At 65.6% G+C, this 19,815-nt stretch carries 16 protein-coding genes; 7 read left to right on the plus strand and 9 right to left on the minus strand.

The features are described 5' to 3' along the window. Nucleotides 1-258: 258 nt before the first annotated feature. Nucleotides 259-1,650, minus strand: coding sequence for an amino acid permease (locus tag AC1MCA_RS18080; RefSeq protein WP_479799689.1), 1,392 nt, complete (start codon nt 1,648-1,650; stop codon nt 259-261). A 250-nt stretch (nt 1,651-1,900) separates the two neighbouring features. Here AC1MCA_RS18080 and AC1MCA_RS18085 point away from each other — a divergent pair, with 250 nt between their 5' ends. From AC1MCA_RS18085 to AC1MCA_RS18105, 5 genes are read left to right on the plus strand one after another with little or no spacing between them, the layout of a single operon-like run. Then, nucleotides 1,901-2,611, plus strand: coding sequence for an NUDIX hydrolase (locus AC1MCA_RS18085; protein WP_479799690.1), 711 nt, complete (start codon nt 1,901-1,903; stop codon nt 2,609-2,611). After that, entirely contained in the window at nt 2,608-3,927 is a 1,320-nt protein-coding gene (gene nadA, locus AC1MCA_RS18090; RefSeq protein ID WP_479799691.1) for a quinolinate synthase NadA, read from the plus strand. Before AC1MCA_RS18085 ends, nadA begins: the two co-directional genes overlap by 4 nt. Then, nucleotides 3,927-5,621, plus strand: a complete 1,695-nt coding sequence (gene nadB / locus AC1MCA_RS18095; protein WP_479799692.1) for an L-aspartate oxidase — start codon at nt 3,927-3,929, stop codon at nt 5,619-5,621. Before nadA ends, nadB begins: the two co-directional genes overlap by 1 nt. Then, nucleotides 5,614-6,501, plus strand: a complete 888-nt coding sequence (nadC, locus tag AC1MCA_RS18100) for a carboxylating nicotinate-nucleotide diphosphorylase (RefSeq protein ID WP_479799693.1) — start codon at nt 5,614-5,616, stop codon at nt 6,499-6,501. The genes nadB and nadC overlap by 8 nt, the downstream gene beginning before the upstream one ends. A gap of 7 nt (nt 6,502-6,508) precedes the next feature. Further along, nucleotides 6,509-7,666 carry a cysteine desulfurase family protein gene (locus tag AC1MCA_RS18105; RefSeq protein WP_479799694.1) on the plus strand — a complete coding sequence of 386 codons (1,158 nt, stop codon included), beginning with the start codon at nt 6,509-6,511 and terminating at the stop codon, nt 7,664-7,666. 53 nt (nt 7,667-7,719) lie between these two features. Here AC1MCA_RS18105 and AC1MCA_RS18110 read toward each other — a convergent pair whose 3' ends face one another. The 3 genes from AC1MCA_RS18110 to AC1MCA_RS18120 are packed head-to-tail and all read right to left on the minus strand — an operon-like array spanning nt 7,720 to nt 9,762. After that, nucleotides 7,720-8,211, minus strand: coding sequence for a GtrA family protein (locus AC1MCA_RS18110; RefSeq protein WP_479799695.1), 492 nt, complete (start codon nt 8,209-8,211; stop codon nt 7,720-7,722). Between the two features lie 17 nt (nt 8,212-8,228). Then, the gene (locus tag AC1MCA_RS18115) at nt 8,229-9,077 is read right to left on the minus strand and encodes a fumarylacetoacetate hydrolase family protein (protein ID WP_479799696.1); all 849 of its coding nucleotides are present in this window, start codon (nt 9,075-9,077) and stop codon (nt 8,229-8,231) included. A 22-nt stretch (nt 9,078-9,099) separates the two neighbouring features. Further along, nucleotides 9,100-9,762 (minus strand): DUF1684 domain-containing protein, encoded by a 663-nt coding sequence (locus AC1MCA_RS18120; RefSeq protein WP_479799697.1) that lies wholly within the window; start codon nt 9,760-9,762, stop codon nt 9,100-9,102. Between the two features lie 100 nt (nt 9,763-9,862). Between AC1MCA_RS18120 and AC1MCA_RS18125 the strand changes: the two genes are divergently transcribed. Next, nucleotides 9,863-10,663, plus strand: a complete 801-nt coding sequence (locus tag AC1MCA_RS18125) for a hypothetical protein (protein ID WP_479799698.1) — start codon at nt 9,863-9,865, stop codon at nt 10,661-10,663. A 71-nt stretch (nt 10,664-10,734) separates the two neighbouring features. Next, nucleotides 10,735-11,538 (plus strand): transglutaminase-like domain-containing protein, encoded by an 804-nt coding sequence (locus AC1MCA_RS18130; protein ID WP_479799699.1) that lies wholly within the window; start codon nt 10,735-10,737, stop codon nt 11,536-11,538. A 24-nt stretch (nt 11,539-11,562) separates the two neighbouring features. Here the strand turns inward: AC1MCA_RS18130 and AC1MCA_RS18135 are convergent, their stop codons facing one another. From AC1MCA_RS18135 to AC1MCA_RS18155, 5 genes are all read right to left on the minus strand, one after another. Then, on the minus strand, nt 11,563-12,033 hold the full coding sequence (locus AC1MCA_RS18135) for a MarR family winged helix-turn-helix transcriptional regulator (RefSeq protein ID WP_108599413.1): 471 nt from the start codon (nt 12,031-12,033) through the stop codon (nt 11,563-11,565). Continuing rightward, nucleotides 12,033-13,142 carry an LLM class flavin-dependent oxidoreductase gene (locus AC1MCA_RS18140; RefSeq protein WP_479799700.1) on the minus strand — a complete coding sequence of 370 codons (1,110 nt, stop codon included), beginning with the start codon at nt 13,140-13,142 and terminating at the stop codon, nt 12,033-12,035. The genes AC1MCA_RS18135 and AC1MCA_RS18140 overlap by 1 nt, the downstream gene beginning before the upstream one ends. Nucleotides 13,143-13,256: 114 nt before the next feature. Beyond that, nucleotides 13,257-16,490 carry an efflux RND transporter permease subunit gene (locus AC1MCA_RS18145; protein ID WP_479799701.1) on the minus strand — a complete coding sequence of 1,078 codons (3,234 nt, stop codon included), beginning with the start codon at nt 16,488-16,490 and terminating at the stop codon, nt 13,257-13,259. Between the two features lie 69 nt (nt 16,491-16,559). Further along, nucleotides 16,560-18,062, minus strand: coding sequence for a malate:quinone oxidoreductase (locus tag AC1MCA_RS18150; protein WP_108600456.1), 1,503 nt, complete (start codon nt 18,060-18,062; stop codon nt 16,560-16,562). A gap of 79 nt (nt 18,063-18,141) precedes the next feature. Next, entirely contained in the window at nt 18,142-19,764 is a 1,623-nt protein-coding gene (locus tag AC1MCA_RS18155) for an ABC transporter substrate-binding protein (protein ID WP_479803449.1), read from the minus strand. Between the last annotated feature and the right edge of the window lie 51 nt (nt 19,765-19,815).

Consider the following 19,815-nt stretch of genomic DNA (forward strand, 5'->3'; position numbering starts at 1 on the left):
ATCAGGTACGGCGCTCAGGCGGACCCGGCGCTTGGGTGCGTCATCCTTGGGACCATGCAGCGATTCGGGCAGTACTGCCGTTACCACGAACACGATCAACGGCCGCCGACATTGGTCCTGTCGCCCTGCCCACCGAAGGTAGGCACCACTTTACCTGCCTGCGGACCGGGCAGTTCAACAGCGGATTCTGCGGTGATCCACTGCTACCGGACACTGGTTGCCCTCCGCCTGGCCGCGTCAGGCGGTGCCGGGCGGGCTTCAGCTGCGGTTGCCGGTTTTTTGGCGGGAAGCGGTAACCCGGGCGCTGATCCAGCACGCGGCGGCGAGGGCGGCGATGAGGGCGATGGTGCTGAAGAGCTGGGAGCGGCTGCTCTCGGCGCTGAACCCCACGGCGAAGATCAGTCCGAGCAGCACCAGGCCAACAACGGTCAGACCCGGGAACCATTTCATCCGCAACGGCAGGGCCGTGCCGTTGCGGTCGGCCCGCCGCCGGAGAATCAGCTGCGAGACCAGGGCTGTACCCCACACTACGAGGCACGTTGACCCGACCAGCTGGAACAGGGCGGGCAGGATCCTGTCGGGGAACAGCAGTTCCAGGACCGTGGCGGCGAACCCAAATGCCACTGAGACGCCGACGGCGGGCATCGGCACGCTCTCCTTGCTCAGCCTGGCGAGGAAGCCCGGGGCCTCGCCGCGTTCAGCGAGCGAGTACACCATGCGCGAAGCGCCGTAGAGGTTGGCGTTCAAGGCGGAGAGAAGGGCGACGACGGCCACCAGCGTGATGGCCGTGCCTGCGCCGGGGATCCGGGCTGCGTCCAGCACGCCTGCGAAGGGCGAGGAAAGGGCCTCGGAGGTGGCCGGAAGGACTGCTGCGATGACAAAGACGGAACCGATGTAAAAGACAAGGATCCGCCACAGGACAGTCCGGACGGCTTTGCCGACGCTGTGCTCCGGATCCTCGGTTTCCGCTGCGGCCACGGCAACGATCTCGGTTCCACCGAAGGCGAAGATGACAACAAACAACGCCGTGGCGACTCCGCCCAAACCATTGGGAGCGAAATCCGTCGTGAGGTTTGCCAGTCCCGGGGAGGGCACATCCGGGAGGAGCCCCAACAGCAGTGCTGCACCGACGGCCAGGAACAGGACGATGGCAGCCACCTTCAGGATGGCGAACCAGAACTCGAACTCACCGAAATTCCTGACCCCCACCAGGTTGATGGCGGTGAACAGCACCATAAAGACCAGCGCCAGCGCCCAGACGGGAAGATCAGGCCAGACCGTGGCCAGCAGCCCGGCCGCACCGAGGGCTTCCGCGGCGATGACCACCACGAGTTGAAGCCACCAGAGCCAGCCAACCGTAGCGCCTGCAGTCTTTCCCAGGGCTTTCTCCGCATAGACCGAGAATGCGCCGCTCGTGGGGTGGGCGGCTGCCATTTCGCCCAGGGCCCACATCACCAGGATGATGAGTGTGCCAGCGGCAAGGTATGAGACCAGCACGGCAGGTCCGGCAGCCTGGATCCCGGCGCCGGAGCCCAGGAAGAGTCCGGCGCCGATGGCGCTTCCCAGCCCCATCATGGTGAGCTGGCGGGTCTTCATCGTGTGGCCGAGATGCTGCGCTTCGGGCCGCATCTGCGTGGACTTCAGTGTCATGCCTGGGAACCTTCTTGGGGGGTAGGGGTGTCCGCGTGGGGACCAATTGACATTACCGCCTAAAGTGACGGCCCGTGGTCGCGGGCCCTGCGACGGCCCTGCCGTCATTGGCGGTCCTGACCTGCCGTCTGCAGGGCGAAACATTTTGAATCGGACGGGAGTGGCCGTAGAATCAGTTCTAGTCATTATGACTATAACTAACCGGACGGCATCAAAGCCGCGGGCCACAACGAAGGGCAGGTGAGCAACCATGTACGGCACGTCAGCAAACGTCTCCGAGCGTGCGGTTGCCGCACCTTCACTCGCCATCTCAACGGTCATCTTTGCCCTGCGGCCGAGTGTCTCTTCAGGCCGGCCCACCCTCTGGCTTCCCCTCGTCCGCAGGATCCGTGAGCCCTACAAGGACCTGTGGGCGCTGCCCGGAGGTCCGTTGACGCACACCGAATCGCTGCAGGACGCTGCGTCGCGGAACCTGCGCGAGACCACCGGGCTGGCCCCGAGCTACCTGGAGCAGCTCTACGCTTTCGGCGGCCTGCACCGCTCACCGACCCAGCGCGTGGTGTCGATCGTCTACTGGGCGCTGGTGCAGCCCACCGAGGCAGCCCTCGCCGACGAATCCGAGAACGTGAAATGGTTCCGGGCCGACAAGGTGGGGGACCTGGCCTTCGACCACAACGCCATCGTCGAGTACGCGCTCTTCCGCTTGCGGAACAAGCTGGCCTACGGCTCAGTGGCCTATCACTTCCTGGGGGAGTACTTCACCCTCGCCCAGGTCAGGGAAGTCTATGAGGCCGTCCTGGACACCCGCCTCGACCCGGCCAACTTCCGCCGCCAGCTCAAGGCCACCCCGGAGATCGAAGAAACCGGGGAATACCTCCAGGGCGGCAAGCACCGCCCGCCACGTCTCTACCGCTTCACCGGCCGCCCCGGCCTCGACCCCGATAACAGGAGCACACCATGAGCAGCGTCAATACAGCAATCCAGCTGATCACGCGGGAACAGGCCGAAAATGCGTCGAAAAGCGCGGCGGCAGGAAAGGCAACTGCCACCTGCAGCCCCGCCCTCGCCAAGGGCCCGTGGGAGTACGACCTCGCCGAAGCGCTTGCCGGCGCGCCCGCCTACGGCCCAGGCGCATCCAGCGCGGACGTCGCGCCTGTGGCCACCCCCCGCCAGGGCCAGCTGCCCGAAGAGTACAAGCGCGCCAGCGATGCGGAACTGGATGTGCGCATCCGCGCCGCGAAGGAAAAGCTGGGCGACCGCGCGGTGATCCTTGGCCACTTCTACCAGCGTGACGAAGTCATCCAGTACGCCGACTTCGTGGGCGACTCCTTCCAGCTCGCCAACGCAGCGTTGACCAGGCCCGACGCCGAGTCGATCATCTTCTGCGGTGTGCACTTCATGGCCGAGACCGCGGACATCCTGTCCACCCCGGAGCAGGCCGTGATCCTGCCCAACCTCGCGGCCGGCTGCTCGATGGCCGACATGGCCGATACCGATTCCGTTGAGGAGTGCTGGGAACAGCTCGAGGAGATCTTCGGAACCGAGAAGGACGACGCCGGCCGCGTCCCGGTTATTCCGGTCACCTACATGAACTCCTCGGCAGCCCTGAAGGCGTTCTGCGGCCGCAACGGCGGCATCGTCTGCACCTCCTCCAACGCCAAAGTGGTCCTGGAATGGGCCTTCGAACGCGGCCAGCGGGTCCTGTTCTTCCCCGATCAGCACCTGGGCCGCAACACCGCCAAGGCCCTGGGCGTGCCGCTGGAGCAGATGCCCATGTGGAATCCGCGCAAGGAGCTCGGCGGCAACGACGAACAGGCAATGCTGGACTCCCGGGTGATCCTCTGGCACGGCTTCTGCTCCGTCCACAAGCGCTTCAACGTAGGGCAGATCGAGAAGGCCCGCGCTGACTTCCCAGGAGTGAAAGTGATCGTGCACCCTGAGTGCCCGATGGAGGTGGTGGATGCCGCGGATTCAGCCGGGTCCACCGACTTCATCAAGAAGGCCATTGCTGCAGCCACCGAACCCACCACGTTCGCCATTGGCACGGAAATCAACATGGTCAACCGGCTGGCCGCCGAGTATCCGCAGCACACCATCTTCTGCCTTGACCCCGTCATTTGCCCCTGCTCCACCATGTACCGGATCCACCCCGGCTACCTCGCATGGGTCCTGGAAGAGCTTGTGCAGGGCCGCATCGTCAACCGCATCACTGTCGCGGATTCCGTGCAGGAGAACGCCAAGACCGCGCTCGAGCGCATGCTCGCCGCAAGGCCATAATGATTGCAACCGACTCACAGCGGCTGGTCGTCGTCGGCAGCGGCATCGCCGGGCTGTACGCCTCGCTCCTGGCGGCGGACGCCGGCCTGGACGTGGTGCTGCTGACGAAGGGCGCCCTTCAGGAAAGCAACACCTGGTACGCCCAGGGCGGCATCTCGGCTGTGCTGGACGAGCCAGCCCCGGGGGACACGGTCGCGGCGCACATCGCTGACACCCTGAAGGCGGGGGTCGGACACTGCAACCATGAGGCGGTGCGGCTGCTGTGCACCGAGGCGCGCCGGGACATCGCCGGGCTTGAGCTCTTCGGTGTGCGTTTTGACGTGGACGTCGACGGCGATCCCTCCTTGGGGCTCGAAGCCGCCCATTCCGCCCCACGGATCCTGCACGCCGGCGGCGATGCCACCGGTGCCGGCGTGGCCGACGCCCTCATCCGCGCCGTCCTGGCGCGGCAGGCCAACGGAACCATCCAGCTGTTTTCCAACGTTCACGCCACTGCCCTCCTTCAGGCTGGCGGCAGGGTAACCGGCGTGACGTTCACGCACGACGGCGGGAGCCTCACCGTGGCAGCGGACGCCGTGCTGCTGGCCACCGGCGGGGCCGGCCGCCTGTTTGACCAGACCACCAACCCCGCAGTCGCCACCGCGGACGGCCTTGCCCTCGCCTGGCGCGCAGGCGCTACCGTGGCCGACCTTGAATTCTTCCAGTTCCACCCCACCTGCCTTGTGAATCCCGCCGGCGTCCCGAGGGAGCCGATGCTCATCTCCGAAGCGGTCCGCGGCGAAGGCGCCATCCTGGTGGATTCCAACGGCAGGCGGTTTATGCCCGGATACCACCCTGACGCTGAACTGGCACCCCGCGACGTCGTCTCCCGCAGCATCGCTCTTCACCTCGCAAAACTGGGCGACCCCAACGGCCACGTGTACCTCGACGCCACCGTGGTTGAAGACCGTCACGGCAAGGGCTACTTGGCCAGGCGTTTCCCCACCCTCAGCGCCAGGACCCGCGAAGCCGGCATCGACTGGACCCGGGAATTGGTCCCAGTTGCTCCTGCAGCCCACTACTGGATGGGCGGCGTCGCCACCGACCTTCATGGCCGTACCTCTGTTCCCGGACTCTACGCCGCCGGCGAAGTTGCCTGCACCGGGGTCCACGGGGCGAACCGCCTGGCCAGCAACTCGCTGTTGGAGGGGTTGGTTTTCGGACGACGGGCCGTTGAATGCTTGCTGAGAGGCGAGCCTGATTCGTCGGGCGGTGATCCGGAAGCGTGCGTCAAGGGGAGGCCGCTTGCGGCCGAGACAGCACGCGGAGGATTACCGCCCGACGAAACCCAAGCTGCTCCCGGATCGAGACCAGCCCCTGACCCTGGGCCGTTTTCCCGGGACGCCCTTCGGCGGCTGATGACTGCCAAGGCCGGGGTGCTCCGTAACGGGGTGTTGCTTCGGGAAGCGGAGGCTGCGCTGGGGGCTTGGGCTAGCGTCGTCCGTCCTGAACTGGTTCCTGGCTCCGGGGATCCCGCCGCGGTGGAGGATGCCAATCTTTTGCTGGCGGCGCAGTTGCTGGTCCGTGCTGCCCTTGAGCGCACGGAGTCCTTGGGCGCCCATTACCGCAGCGACAGCCCGGGGGATGCAGCCATGATCGAAGAACTTGAAGAGAGCTACCGAATGCGCCCGAAAGCGAGCCTTGTCCATGAGTAAAACTGCCGTGTTTGAACTGACGCTTCCTTCCGCGCCGGTTCGGGAGATTTTGGAGCGGGCATTCGCTGAGGACGCACCGGCCGGGGACATTACGTCCCAGCTGCTGATACCGGCTGACGCCCGGGCTGCAGCGGTACTGAACGCGCGCGTTCCCGGGGTCTTCAGCGGCGCCACAGTCTTCCGTGACGCCATGCTGCTCGTCGATCCGGACACCAAAGTGGAGCTGCTGCTCACCGACGGTCAAACGTTCGACGCCGGCACTCACCTCGCCCGGGTCAGCGGAAGCGCCCGTTCGGTCCTGCTGGCTGAACGGGTGGCACTGAACCTGGTCCAACGGATGTCAGCGATCGCCACCAAGACCGCCGAATTCGTGAAGCTGACCGACGGCACCACTGCCCGGATCACCGACACCCGGAAGACCACTCCCGGCCTGCGCATCCTGGAACGGTTTGCTGTCCGCTGCGGCGGCGGGGCCAACCACCGGTACAGCCTCTCCGACGCCGTCCTCGCCAAGGACAACCACCTCGCGGTGATGACAGGCGGGGACCCTGCCAAGCTGACAGGGCTGCTGGCGGCAGCCAAGGCGCAACTGGGCCACACCACGCACTTTGAGGTGGAGGTGGACAGCATGGAGCAGATCGAGCCGGTACTGGCCGCCGGCGTGGACACCATCATGCTTGACAACTTCACCCTCGACGAGCTGAAGGCCGGCGTGGCGCAGGTCGGCGGCCGCGCCCGGGTGGAGGCCAGCGGCAACGTTAACCTGCAGACGGTGGCCGGCATCGCGGCCACCGGAGTTGACGTCATCTCCATCGGCGGCCTGACCCACAGCGTGGCCGCGCTGGACCTTGGCCTCGACGTCGAGCTGACCGTGGGGTGAACCGACCGTGATTTTCCTCGATGCCGCTGCAACCACACCCGTCCGCCGGGAAGTGCTGGACGCCATGTGGCCATATTTGACGGGGGAGTTCGGCAACCCTTCCAGCCACCATTCGCTGGGGGAGGCCGCCGCCTCTGCGCTCGCGGCAGCGCGCGCATCGGTAGCCGGCGTTTTGGGCTGCAGGCCCGGAGAAATCACCTTCACGTCGGGCGGAACCGAGGCTGACAACCTGGCCGTTAAGGGGATAGCGCTGGCCAGGCAGGCTGCGGACCCCCAGCTGGACCGCGTGGTGATCAGCGCCGTCGAGCACCCCGCCGTGGAGGAATCAGCCCGGTACCTGGAACGGTTCCACGGGTTTGCCGTGGACGTCGTTGCGGTTGACGGCACGGGCCTTGTGACGACCGAGGCGCTCGCAGGGGTTCTCCGGCCGGAGACCGCGCTGGTCAGCGTGATGTACGCCAACAACGAAGTAGGGACGGTCCAGCCGGTCGGACGGCTGGCGGAACTCTCCCAACGCCAGGGCATCCCGTTCCATACCGACGCCGTCCAGGCCGCGGGCTGGCTGCCCCTGGACGTCAAGACCCTGGGGGTGGACGCACTGAGCATCTCGGGCCACAAGCTCGGTGCACCCAAGGGCTGCGGTGTTCTTTACGTCAGGGGCCGGACCCGCATCGAGCCCCTGCTGCACGGCGGCGGACAGGAACGCGGGCGGCGGTCCGGAACTGAAAACGTTGCAGGAGCCGTGGGCCTCGCCACCGCACTGACCCTGGCGCAGTCCGGGCAGCAGCAGCTCGCAGACCACGTCTCCTCGCTCCGTGACGGGTTCATTCGGGAGGTCCTCCGGGCTATTCCAGGGGCGGTGCTGACCGGCCATCCCACCGAACGCCTGCCGTCGGTTGCCTCCTTCTGCTTCCCGGGGACCAGCGGGGAATCAGTGCTGCTGGAACTGGAGCGGCAGGGGGTGTTCTGCTCCAGCGGCTCGGCGTGCGCCGCGGGTTCGGATGCGCCCTCGCCGGTCCTGACGGCCATGGGCGTGGACGCCGAGGTGGCGCAGACTGCGGTGCGCTTTAGTTTTGATTCGACGGTCAGCGGCGCCGACCTCGCGGCGGCGGCGCAGGCCGTGGGGGCCGCCGTTGGCAGTGTCCGTTCGCTCGGCCGCGGGTGACGCCGGCTGGACGTGGTGGGGCGCTGTACGTGGCCGCGTCAGACGCAGCCGCGCTAGACGTGGCGGGCGCGGCGGAAGATCCAGTGCCGGAGCATCGTGAACCGGACGGCGGTGGCCAGGAAACCTGACAGCGTGGTGGTCCACAGCTCGTCAGCCACGGTGGCTTCCGGATGGACCCAATGGAGCACTCCGAGGCTGCCGCCGGTAATGACCAGCGCCACGGCAATAACGATCACGCCGTGCAGATGGTCGCGGGCCATCCTGTGCTGCCCGGAGATCCTGAAGGTCAGCCTGCGGTTCAGCGCGGTATTCATCAGGGACGTCAGGACCAGGGCCACCGCGTTCGCCAGTTGAGGGCCGAGCCACGGGCGGAGCAGGGCGTAGAGCGCCAGTGACGTTGCCGTGCAGACGATGCCGACGCCGGTGAAACGGACAAGCTGCCGCACCACAGGATACCGGTACATTCCGCGGTAGTGCCTGGTGGCGGGGGCCTGGCGGGTGGGCTGCTGAGCCGGCCGGGCGGCGGGCGCAGCAGAGGTGTCCATGGGTCCAGCCTGTCATATCAGGCAGGCGTTTCCTCCCAGGCGGCCCTCTCGACCGGGTTGGCGAGTTCCCCGATGCCCTCCACCCGGCACACCACAGTGTCACCCGGCTGGATACGGGCACACTCTGCAGGGAAGCCGGTCAGCACCAGATCGCCGGGGTGCAGGGTCATAAAGGAACTGAGGTAGACCAGGATCTCGTCGACCTTCCAGCCAAGATCGGCGCTGGAGGCCGGCCTCAGGCCCACGCCATTGTGGACGATGCCGATGGACAGATCCGAGTCATCGAGGCCAGTGACGATCCAGGGGCCAACCGGGGTGAAGGTGTCCTGACTCTTTGCGCTGATCCAGAGTTCGTCGGATTTCTGCAGATCGCGGGCCGACACATCGTTGCCGATGGTGAACCCCAGGACAGCGCTCCGGGCGGTATCCAGGGTGAGGCCGCGGGCAGTACGGCCGACGACGACGGTCAGCTCCGCCTCGGGGTCGACGTAACCCACGGTGGAGCTTAGTTCGATGGCATCCCCGGGCCCGACAACACTGGAAGCGGCCTTGTGGAATGCCTGGGGCGGGAGGTCGCGGCCGGGCTGGCCGGTGTTGTGGGCCATGCCCAGGACGTTGACCGGGACTGACGGAGCGAGGAACGTGAACGTGCCCTGCTCCACCACCGAGCCGTTCTCCCAGCCGGGCCGTGCGGGGCTGTTGGCGTTTGCCCTGGACCCGGCGAAGGGTGAACCGATCACTGTCCAGGACCTGCCGGCCGGGGAATCAAAATCCGACGCATCGTTGGCTACGAAAAAGTGCTCATCAGGGGCGGCCGCCGGCGCCGGACGGACACGGGCAAGGCGGCGGGAAGGACTGGCAGTCATTATGACATCCTACGTCCTCCGCTCAGTACAGTTCGCCCACCGGGATCTCCACGGCCAGCCGGTTGGACGGTCCGGCCAGGGGGCAGGCCCAGGCCTCGTTGTAGGCGCAGGACGGGTTGTAGGCGAAGTTGAAGTCCAGGACAAACTCTGCGTCCGGACCGGAACCGCGGACGCCGTGGAATGCACCCTTGATGGTGTCCAGGAGATACCGGCCCGCGCCGTAACTCCCGCCGGGCTGGCCGGCCGTGGCGTCGCGGAAGGGGACGAAGATCCCGCCACCGTACCCCTGCAGCTTCCAGACGGCGAGCTGGCCCATCTCAGGAAGGTCGAACGTGCCCAGCCGGACAAAATGGACCACGCCATCGGTGCCCGTATCCACGCTCATTTCCCGGCCGGCCCCCTGCAGCGTGAGGGGTACCTGGAAGCGGTAAATGGGATCATAGTCTGCTGTTTTCAGGCCGGAGAACTGTGCCTTGCCATTGGCTGTGAGGGGCGACGCCGGGTGCATTGCGAACATGCGGTCGCGTTCATGCCGCCATTGGGAATGCGCCTCCGCCGGACTTTCCGCCGAAATTCTCCTGACAGTGTCGTAGAGGGCAAACGTCCGTAGCCGCCAGTCGGCAATGTCGAGGGCGGAAATGTCCGCCAGGCTCCCTGGTTCCGCGCCGTACTGCTCTTCCGCCATAGCCACCAGCCTAGCCCTCTTGGGCTGGGCGAATGTCCGGAACCGACACGCTGCCCGTGAACCGCCACGTGCCTGCTGTCTGCAGAGCTAGGCTGGCGTCATGACATGCAGGGTGACATCGTGGGGATTGCGGGCTGCGGCCCTTCTGGTGGCAGGGACCTTCGCTGCCGGGTGCAGTGCCCCTGGCAGCAGCAGTCCGGCGTGGACAGCCCAGCCGGATCCGTCCGCCACAGAGGGCGCCAGCCCGGCCGGCACCGGCAGCCCACCTGCGCCGACTGCCTCTCCGGACGGATCAGCCTCCGCTTCGCCGGTCCCCGCGGCTACAGCCGGTTCCTGGAAGACGTACACCGATCCCGGCAAGACCGTCAGTTTTGACCTGCCGGAGGAGTGGATCGCCCAATCCGTCACTCCTGAAGACGGGACACTGCCGGGTGCCTTGAAGATTGACGTGAAAAAGCCTGACGGGGCATTCGTTGCGGCGCTGCGGACGGGCCTGCCGCCGTCGTCCTCCGAGTGCGCGGAGGGGGCCCGGAAACCCTATGTGGTCATCAGTAGCGTGCCGGTGGAACTGCCCGGCCTGACGGGGGAAGGAACCATCGCCCCGCGCGTGGTCTTCCGCGTCATCCAGGGCTACCGGTACTTTGGCTCCTACGGCATCACCAACATCGTGGGCGGTGCGGACGGGCAGGCGTGCGAGCTCCGCAACGTGGTCCGTGGCCCGGCCGGTAAGGGCGACTACTCGTTCGGCGATGTGGGTGTCCTGAAGGCCTTGGCCCCGGATGAGAAAGTGGCTCCGGCCAAGGCCTATGACACTCTTGACCAGGCAGCCAAGTACGTCGGCGAGAGCTCGGAATTTGCAAACGTCCAACGGATGCTAATGTCTCTGGAGATCAAAAACTAGTCCTGCCGCCGGCTCCATGAGAGCCGGGCCCGAGCGGGACGTTCTGCCACTACCTCACACCCCGGAGATACATGGAACGCACCGTTGCCGCACGGATGGTCTTCAAGACCGTGGCCGACACCAAGACAGCCCTGGCCATCGCCGTAGCCAGGAATCCCGGCTACACCTCGTTTGAAGAATCACTGACCATCACGGCAGACGGCCGGCCCGTCCCGTTCCGTGAGATCGACGATCACCACGGGCGTATCCATTACCTGGAGTTCGCCGAGCCCTCCGAGGTCACCGTGGAGTACGCTGCCACAGTGGCCGGCCGGGCCGTCCCCGTAGATGCCACCTTGGCCGAACTCATCCGGTACGTACGGCCAAGCCGCTACGCCGAGTCCGACCGGCTGCTGCCCACCGCCTACGCCGAATTCGGTGGCCTGCATGGCGGCGAACTTGTCCAGGCCGTCCGGAACTGGGTTTATGGCGAACTGCGGTACATCAGCGGTTCTTCACGGGGGACGGACGGTGCCGTGGAAACGCTCCTGCACCGCAGGGGAGTCTGCCGCGACTTCGCGCACCTGGCCATCGCACTGCTTCGTTCCAAAGACGTCCCCGCACGGCTCGCCGCCGTCTACGCGCCGGGGCTGAGCCCCATGGATTTCCACGCTGTGGCCGAAGCCCATATCAATGGGGCCTGGCATGTCATCGACCCCACGGGGCTGGCCCCGCGGGAGTCGATGCTGCGGATCACGGCGGGCCGCGACTCGTCCGACACCGCGTTCCTGTCCACCGTGGGCGGCAGCCTGACACTGAACGAGCTGCGCGTCACCGCTGTGGTCAACGGCGAGCTGCCGGTGGAGGACCCGGCCAGCCTGGTAGTGCTGGGTTAGCAGCCGCTGCGTCAGGTCAGGACATCACTTCCCCGGCCGCGCTCCCACGGAATTTCGGAGCTTGTCCGTGAGCCGCTGAAGTTCCTTCTGCTCGGCGGCAGTCAGGGCCGGCCCCACGAGGCTGGAGATGTCCCGCACGTGCGCCCGGCCGATCTCCTTCTGCACGGCGGCCCCCTCCTCAGTCAGTTTCAGCAGCACACCCCGGCGGTCGTCAGGGGCGGGCATCCGGACAACCAGCCCGCGCTTCTCGAGCCGCTCCACCAGCCTGCTGAGGCTTGACTGGCTCAGCAGGACGTGGTCGTTGAGCTCATTAAGCCGGAGCCACCCGGACGGGCACCGTGACAGCGTGAACAGGACGTCGTACTCGTTGACCGGCACGGTCCTGAAGGCCGGCGCGGCCTGGAGCTTCCGCATCACCGCCACCTGGGCCCTGAACAGGGACTCCCAGGTTTCGGCGGCCATACGGACCGATGATTCGTTTGCGTTGGCTGCCATCACGCCTCCGAAGGAGCTTTTTCGCTGGTCTGGGCAGCCATCAGTGCGGCAACACGGCCGGCGTGGGTGGGCGGATCCGGCACGTGGGCAGGCTTCAGGGCCGCGTATTCCTTGCGGAGGACCGGGAGGACTTCCTCGCCGAACAGGTCGAGCTGTTCCAGGACGGTCTTGAGGGGCAGGCCGGCGTGGTCGATCAGGAACAGCTGGCGCTGGTAGTCGCCGAAGTATTCGCGGAACGTCAGGGTCTTCTCGATGACTTCCTGCGGGCTGCCCACGGTCAGGGGCGTCTGCGAGGTGAAGTCCTCCAGGGATGGGCCATGGCCGTAGACGGGCGCATTGTCGAAGTAGGGGCGGAACTCCTTGACCGCGTCCTGGGAGTTTTTCCGCATGAAGAACTGTCCACCGAGGCCAACGATCGCCTGGTCTGCCTTTCCGTGGCCGTAGTGCTCGTAGCGCTCGCGGTACAGGCCGATCAGTTGCTGGTAGTGCTCCTTGGGCCAGAAGATGTTGTTCGCGAAGAACCCGTCGCCGTAGTAGGCGGCCACTTCGGCGATCTGCGGTGTGCGGATGGAGCCGTGCCACACGAACGGGGCGACGCCGTCGAGCGGGCGCGGGGTGGAGGTGAAGTTCTGCAGGGGCGTGCGGAACTTGCCGGACCAGTTCACCGTGTCCTCGTCCCACAGGCGGCGCAGCAGGGCGTAGTTCTCGATGGCCAGTTCCACGCCGTCCTGGATGTTCTTGCCGAACCAGGGGTAGACCGGTGCCGTGTTGCCGCGGCCCAGAACCAGGTCCACCCGGCCGTCGGCGAGGTGCTGCAGCATGGCGAAGTCTTCGGCGATCTTGACCGGATCGTTGGTGGTGATCAGCGTGGTGGCCGTCGAGAGCGTGATCCGCTCGGTCTGGGCGGCAATGTACGCCAGCGTGGTGGTGGGGGAGGAAGAGAAGAACGGCCGGTTGTGGTGCTCGCCGATGGCGTAGACATCCATGCCGATTTCTTCGACCTTCCTGGCGATCGCAACAGATGCCTTGATGCGCTCGTTCTCCGTGGGCGTCCGGCCGGTGGTGGGGTCAGTGGTGATGTCACTGACGCTGAATACGCCGATCTGCATGGTGTGCCTTTCGTTTCCTGGACTTCTCTGGGCTTGTTGCCACTCTACCAGATTTCCATGCGTTTGCATGTATCGCCGGGTATAACGCACCGCCGGAGGGAATATTCCCGGATGCTACCGGGCGTCGCCCGGGGCGGCGCGGCGGCCGCTGACCTTCGGGACGCTGCCGGTGGTCCAGTCGGCGAACTCGGCGTCGACGTCGTCCGCTTCCGATAACTCGGGGCGCTCCTGCAGGGCGCGCAGCAGCGACTTTTTCTCCCGCCGTCCCTCCACCAGCCGGTAGAGCACGGGGACGAGCACCAGGGTCAGCGCCGTGGAGGAAACCAGGCCGCCGATCACCACCACGGCCAGGGGCTGGGAGATAAACCCGCCGCCCCCGGTCAGGCCGAGCGCCATCGGCGTCAGGGCAAAAACCGTTGCCAGCGCGGTCATCAGGATGGGACGGAGGCGCTGCCTCGCCCCATGCGTGATGGCGTCCGCCACGCTCATCCCGGGCACACCGTTCCGCGGTTGGCGGTACTGGTTGATGAGGTCAATCAGCACAATGGCGTTGGTCACCACAATTCCCACGAGCATCAGCATGCCGATCAGCGACGGCAGGCCCAGGGGGACACCGGTGGCCAGGAGCAGGGCCACAGCGCCGGTGGCTGCAAAGGGAACGGAGACCAGCAGAATCAGGGGCTGGATCAGCGATTTGAACGTGGCCACCATGATCACGTAGACGATCGCGATCGCGGCGAGGAGCGCCAAGCCAAGCTGTTGGAAGGACTCAGCCTGCTGGGTGGTCGCGCCGCCGAGCTCAGCCGTCACCCCTGCGGGGAGGCTGACGGTCCCGAGCCGCTTCTGCACCTCGGCGTTGACCGCGCCCAGGTTGGAGCCCGACGGCGTGACTGACACTTTGGCGGTCCGCTGGCCGTTGCTGGCGGTGATGGATACCGGCACGTCCACCTGTTCCACGGACGCGATGTTGCCCAGGGTCACCGGCGCGCCTGAGGCAGGGAGGGCGATGTTCCGCACGGCATTGATGCTGGTGAATCTGGTGCCCTGGCCTATCTGCACGGGGAAGTCGTCGGTGTCGATCCTGACGGTGCCGGCGGGGATGGGGCTGATCGCGGAAGCCAGGACGCCGGCCACCTGCTCTTCATTCAGTCCGGCGGCGGCCGCCTTGGCCCGGTCAACCTTGACCTGGACCACCGGTTGGCTGGCCGCGAGGTTCGTGGTGACCTCGCTGGTTTCCGGCACCCCTGTCATGGCCTGCACCATGGCGTCGCTGGCCTTACGGAGGTCCTCCGATGTTGCGGCCTTGATAGTGATGTCCACTGTGGAGGAGGTCCCGAAACCACCCTGCTGGGAGCCCACCGTGATCTTGCCGGCGTCCGCCACCCCGCCCAGCTCAGCGCGGACCGTCGCTTGAAGCCTTGCCTGGTTCACTTTCTCGTCGGTGACAACGGTGAACGTTGAGTTCGAGGAACCGGAGGAGGTGAGCGCGGCAAAGCCCGCCTGCGCATTGCCCGATGTGACCTGGACATTCTTGATTCCCTCGATGCCCAGGAGGACCTCCTCGAGCCTGATGGCCGCAGCGCTGGTGTCAGCAAGGCTCGTCCCGGCAGGCATGACCTGGCGGACAGTCATGCTGTTCTGCCCCGAGTCGCCGAGGAGGTTTGTGGCCAAAAGCGGAGTCATGGCGGCCGTGCCGCCGAGCACCAGGGCGGCCGCAATCAGGGTGACTACCGGGTGCTTCTGGGTCTTGTTGAGGATGGGCAGGTACCCGCGCTGGAGAGGACTCCTTGCCTCGGCCTCCTGCGCCCTGGCACGGGCGGCGGCGGCATCTTTGGCGGCAGCCAAACGCGCAGCGGGGGAGCCGGACGTGGCCGCAGCCGGGCTCTTGAGGAACCAGTAGGCCAGAACCGGAACAATGGTCAGGGACACCAGCAGGGACGCAAGCAGCGCCATGGTCACGGTCAATGCGAAGGGACGGAAGAGCTCACCCGCGAGCTCGCCGACGAAGGCAATGGGCAGGAAGACCGCCACGGTGGTCAGAGTGGAGGCGGTGATCGCGCCGGCCACCTCACGGATGGCGGTGAGGATTGCGGCGACCTTCTCCTCGCCGTAACTGAGATGTCGCTTGATGTTTTCGATGACCACAATCGAGTCATCCACGACGCGCCCAATGGCAATGGTGAGGGCGCCCAGGGTCAGGATGTTCAGCGAGTAGCCCGTGGCGGACAGCCCGATGAAGGTGATCAGCAGGGACAGCGGGATGGACACCGCGGTGACCAGGGTGGAGCGGGCGGACATCAGGAAGACGAGGATCACGGCTACCGCGAAGCCCAGCCCGAGCAAACCCTCCGTGGTGAGGTCCTTAATGGACTTCTCGATGAACGGCGCCTGATCGAAGACGGCGGTGAATTTCGCGTTGGAGCCCAGTTCCGCCTCCAGGGCGGCCAGCGAATCGTTCACGGCGTGGGAAATCCCCACGGTGTCGCCCTCGGGCTTCTTGGTGACGGAAACGGCGAGTGTTTCCTGGCCGTTCGTCCGGGTGATGGAGGTCCGTTCGTCGTCCCGAAGGCTGACGTCCGCCACCGCGGCGATGGTCGCCGCGTCCTTGGCCCCGCCGACGGGCAGTGCCTTGATTGCCTCCAGCGAATCAACCGGGCTGCCGATCTGGAGGGAAAGGGTCTTGCCCTGCTCCTGGATGGTTCCGGCGGGAATCAGGGCGCCGTTGTTGCTCAGGGCGTCCCTGATCGAAGCGATGGTGGCGCCTTTGGCTGCCATGGCGTCGGGACGGGGCAGGATCTCGATGTGCTGGGTCGCCCCGCCGGTGACGTCGGCGCCCCGGACGCCGTCGATCTTCTGGAGGCGGGGAACGGTGAGCCGCTGCAGGTCAGCGTTCAATTCGCTCAGCGGCCTGTCCGAGGAGACGGCAAGGAACACGATGGGGAAATCGCTGATGCTGCCCGCGATGGCCTGCGGCTGCACATCCTCGGGCAGTGAGCGCTTGGCGTTGGAGATGGCCCGGTCGATCTGGTTCCGGGCGCGGTCAAGGTTTGTCCCGTGCGTGAACACCATGGTGATCTGGGAGACGCCGTTCCGCGAGGTCGACGACGTGGACTCAAGCCCCTCGACGCCGTTCAGGGCCGTCTCCAGGGGCGCGCTGACCTGCTTGTCCACCACTTCCGGCGATGCGCCCGGCATCGCGGAAAGAACCGTGATCTGCGGGAATTCGATGGAAGGAATGAGTTCCTGCTTCAGCGATGACATGGTGATCACGCCGAACACCGACGCGAAGACGGTGATCAGCGCGATCAGCGCCCGGTTCGCAAGTGAAAGTTGTGCCAGCCGGAACATCGCGTTCTCTCCTGTGGGTTGGGTGGACCAGTGCGGACCGGGCCGTCCTGCCTGCTTGCCCCCGCAGGGTCAGCGGTTGGCGGGAATGCTGTCCAGCTGGAGTGACTTGGCGGTTGCCGTTTCGAGTTCCGCGGCCAGTTCCGGGTTCTCGTCGAGCTTGACTCCGTAGCCGGGCATCATGTCCTTCAGTTTCCCCTGCCAGCCCTTGAAATTCTTCGGGAAGGCCTTCTGGAGAAGTTCGATCATGATAGGCACTGCCGTGGAGGCTCCGGGTGAAGCGCCGAGCAGGGCACCGATGGAGCCATCGCGGCCGGCGATGACTTCGGTGCCGAACTGCAGCACTCCGCCCTTCTTGGGGTCTTTCTTGATGATCTGTACACGCTGGCCGGCAGTAATCAGTTCCCAGTCGCCGTCTTTTGCCTCCGGGTAGTACTCGCGCAGCGCCTCCACCTTGTCGGCGTGCTTCTTGGCGACCTCCTTGACGAGGTACGCCGTGAGGTCCATGTTGTCCTTGGCCACGGCAAGCATCGGAATGATGTTGCCCGGCCGGATGGACAAGGGCAGGTCGAGGTAGGAGCCGTTTTTCAGGAAGTTGGTGGAGAACCCGGCGTAAGGACCGAAGAGGAGCGAACGCTTTCCGTCCACGTACCGGGTATCAAGGTGCGGGACGGACATGGGCGGCGCGCCAACCGAAGCCTGGCCGTAGACCTTGGCGCTGTGCTGGGCGGCGAGCTTTTCGTCCGTGCAGCGGAAGAACTGGCCGGACACGGGGAACCCGCCGTAGCCTTTGCTCTCCGGGATGCCGGACGCCTGCAGGAGGTGCAGCGCTCCGCCACCGGCGCCCACGAACACAAACCTGGCGTTGATCTTGCCGTGCTCTCCGGACCTGGGGTGCTTGATGGAGAGGTCCCAGCCGCCGTCGGATGATTTGGAAATCCCGCTGACGTCATGCCCGTAGTTGATCTCCACCCCGTTGTTACCGAGGTAGGTGGTCAGTTCCCGGGTCAGGGCACCGAAATCGACGTCGGTGCCCTCGGCCGCGCGCGTGGCGGCGATGCGCTGCTGCCGGTCGCGGCCCTTGACGATCAGCGGAGCCCATTTGGCGATCTGCGCGTGGTCTTCGGAGTACTCCATGCTGCGGAAGAGCGTGTGCGACTTGAGCGCTTCGTAGCGGTTCTTGAGGAATGTGGTGTTGTTTTCACCGATCACAAAACTCATGTGCGGGACAGTGTTGATGAAGCCCTTCGGCGAGCCGATGAGCGATTCGTCCACCAGGTGGGACCAGAACTGCCGGGACAGCTGGAACTGCTCGTTGATCAGGACAGCCTTGGAAGGGTCCACTGAGCCGTCTTTGGCTGCAGGGGTGTAGTTGAGTTCGCACAGGGCGGCGTGGCCGGTTCCGGCGTTGTTCCACGGGTCCGAGCTTTCCAGCCCGGGCTGGTCCAGCCGTTCGAACAGGGAGATGGTCCAGTTCGGCTCAAGCTGCTTGATGAAGGCGCCGAGCGTGGCGCTCATGATGCCCCCGCCAATCAGGACGACGTCGGCATGTTGGGTCTTGGATATGAAGGTCACAATCAGTCTCCGATAGCAGCGGCTCTGGCTGTCACAGAATATCCCCGCACCGCCTGCATACTGAAATTGGCCGGGGCCGTCAAGACTTTAGCTGGACCTTTGTGAAAACTTCATTCAGGACCGGGGACGCAGGGTAGTTGCTGACCCGGTCCGACAGTGCAAGGGCTGAGATCGGGAAGGCGATGGGAACGGCCGGAACCGTCACCGCGATCTGGGCATTGATGCTGTGATACAGCTCGTCACGCTCGTCTCCCGCCGGGAGGCCGCGGGCGCGGTTGATCTTGGAAAACACCTGCGGGTCCTGGTAACCGAACTCGCCGTTCTTTTCGCCGAACAGCGGCCCCACGAAGTTGTCAGCGTCAGCATAGGCGCCGTTCCAGCCCAGCAGGTGAAGTGCGCGGTCCCCGGGGGACTGGACTTTCTGGAGATAGCCGTCGGACCAGTCCACCGGGACAGGTTTGATGTTCAGGCCGACGGCGGTCAGCTGCCGGCTGAGCTCCGCATAGATTTTCTCCGGAGTGGGCAGGTACGGGCGGGTGGCGTTGAGCGGGTAGTAAAACCTGAGTTCCTCGCCTTTGTAGCCGCCTTGGGCCAGGTAGGTTTTGGCCTTTTCCGGGTCGTGGCCCAGAGCGGGTGCCTCGTTGTTAAAACCGCTGATCTTGGGCGGGACGAACTGGGAGGCCTTGGCCGTGTTGTCGATAAAGAACTTGCGGATCAGGGTGTCTTTGTCGATCGCCAGCTCTATCGCCTGCCGGACCTTCTCGTTCTGCAGGACAGGCACATCCTGGTTGATGCCCAGGTACATCACGGAAAACGGATCACGCTGGACAATCTGCATTCCGCGTTTAACCAGTTGGTCGAAGTTGCCCACGGTGACGGCGTCGTAGCCGTCGATCTTGCCGTCCAACAGGGCCTGAAGGCGCGTCTGGGGGTGATCGTAGGTGACGAAATTGATGGTGGAGATCTGTCCGCGGTCGCCCCAGTAATCCGGGTGCGTGACCAGCTGGACGCTTGCGTCGTCCCACGCGGCAAGGCTGAACGGACCGGTCCCCACCGGGTTGGTGGCGAAACGGGAGACGGTGTTGCCGCTCCGGGTCTGGTCCAGGACGTCAGCTGTCCCCGCGCTGAGGGCTGCGGGGGACGCAATGGCAAACGCCGGCAGGGTGAGCGCCTGCAGGAACGCGGTAAAGCGCTGTGTCAGATCAATCCGGACAGTGTCAGCGGACACGGCGGTGCAGCTTTTGAAGATGGAAAGGGCTGCCTCGTCGGAATGCGCTTTGAAGACGCCCTTAAAGGAACTGCCGGGCGCCTGCCGCCGCAGGTCCGCTGAAAAGGCGAACCAGCGGTTGAAGTTGGCGCACACGGCGTCGGCGTTAAACGGGGTGCCGTCCTGGAAGGTGACCCCGCTGCGCAGTTTGAAGGTATAGGCCCGGCCTTCGTCGGATTCGTTCCATTCCGTGGCCAGCAACGGGGTGGGTTTTCCGGTGGTCTGGTCCACGCCCACGAGGCCTTCAAGGATCTGCCTGGTGATCCTGTAGCTTTCCACATCGCTGGAGAGAGCCGGATCAAGGCCCAGGGGCTGGGATGCCGTACCGAACGTAAACCTCTGCGTTGGTTCAGCGCCGGGAGCCGCCGTCGAAGGCGTCTCCGGTGTTGGGGACGGCGAGGGGCTGCCCGTGCACGAGGTCAGGCCCAGGGCCATAAAAACAGCACCGGTCTTGATAACCGTCCGCCGCGATGTACTGCTGGGCAC

The sequence above is a fragment of the Arthrobacter sp. BK1 genome (assembly GCF_056680055.1).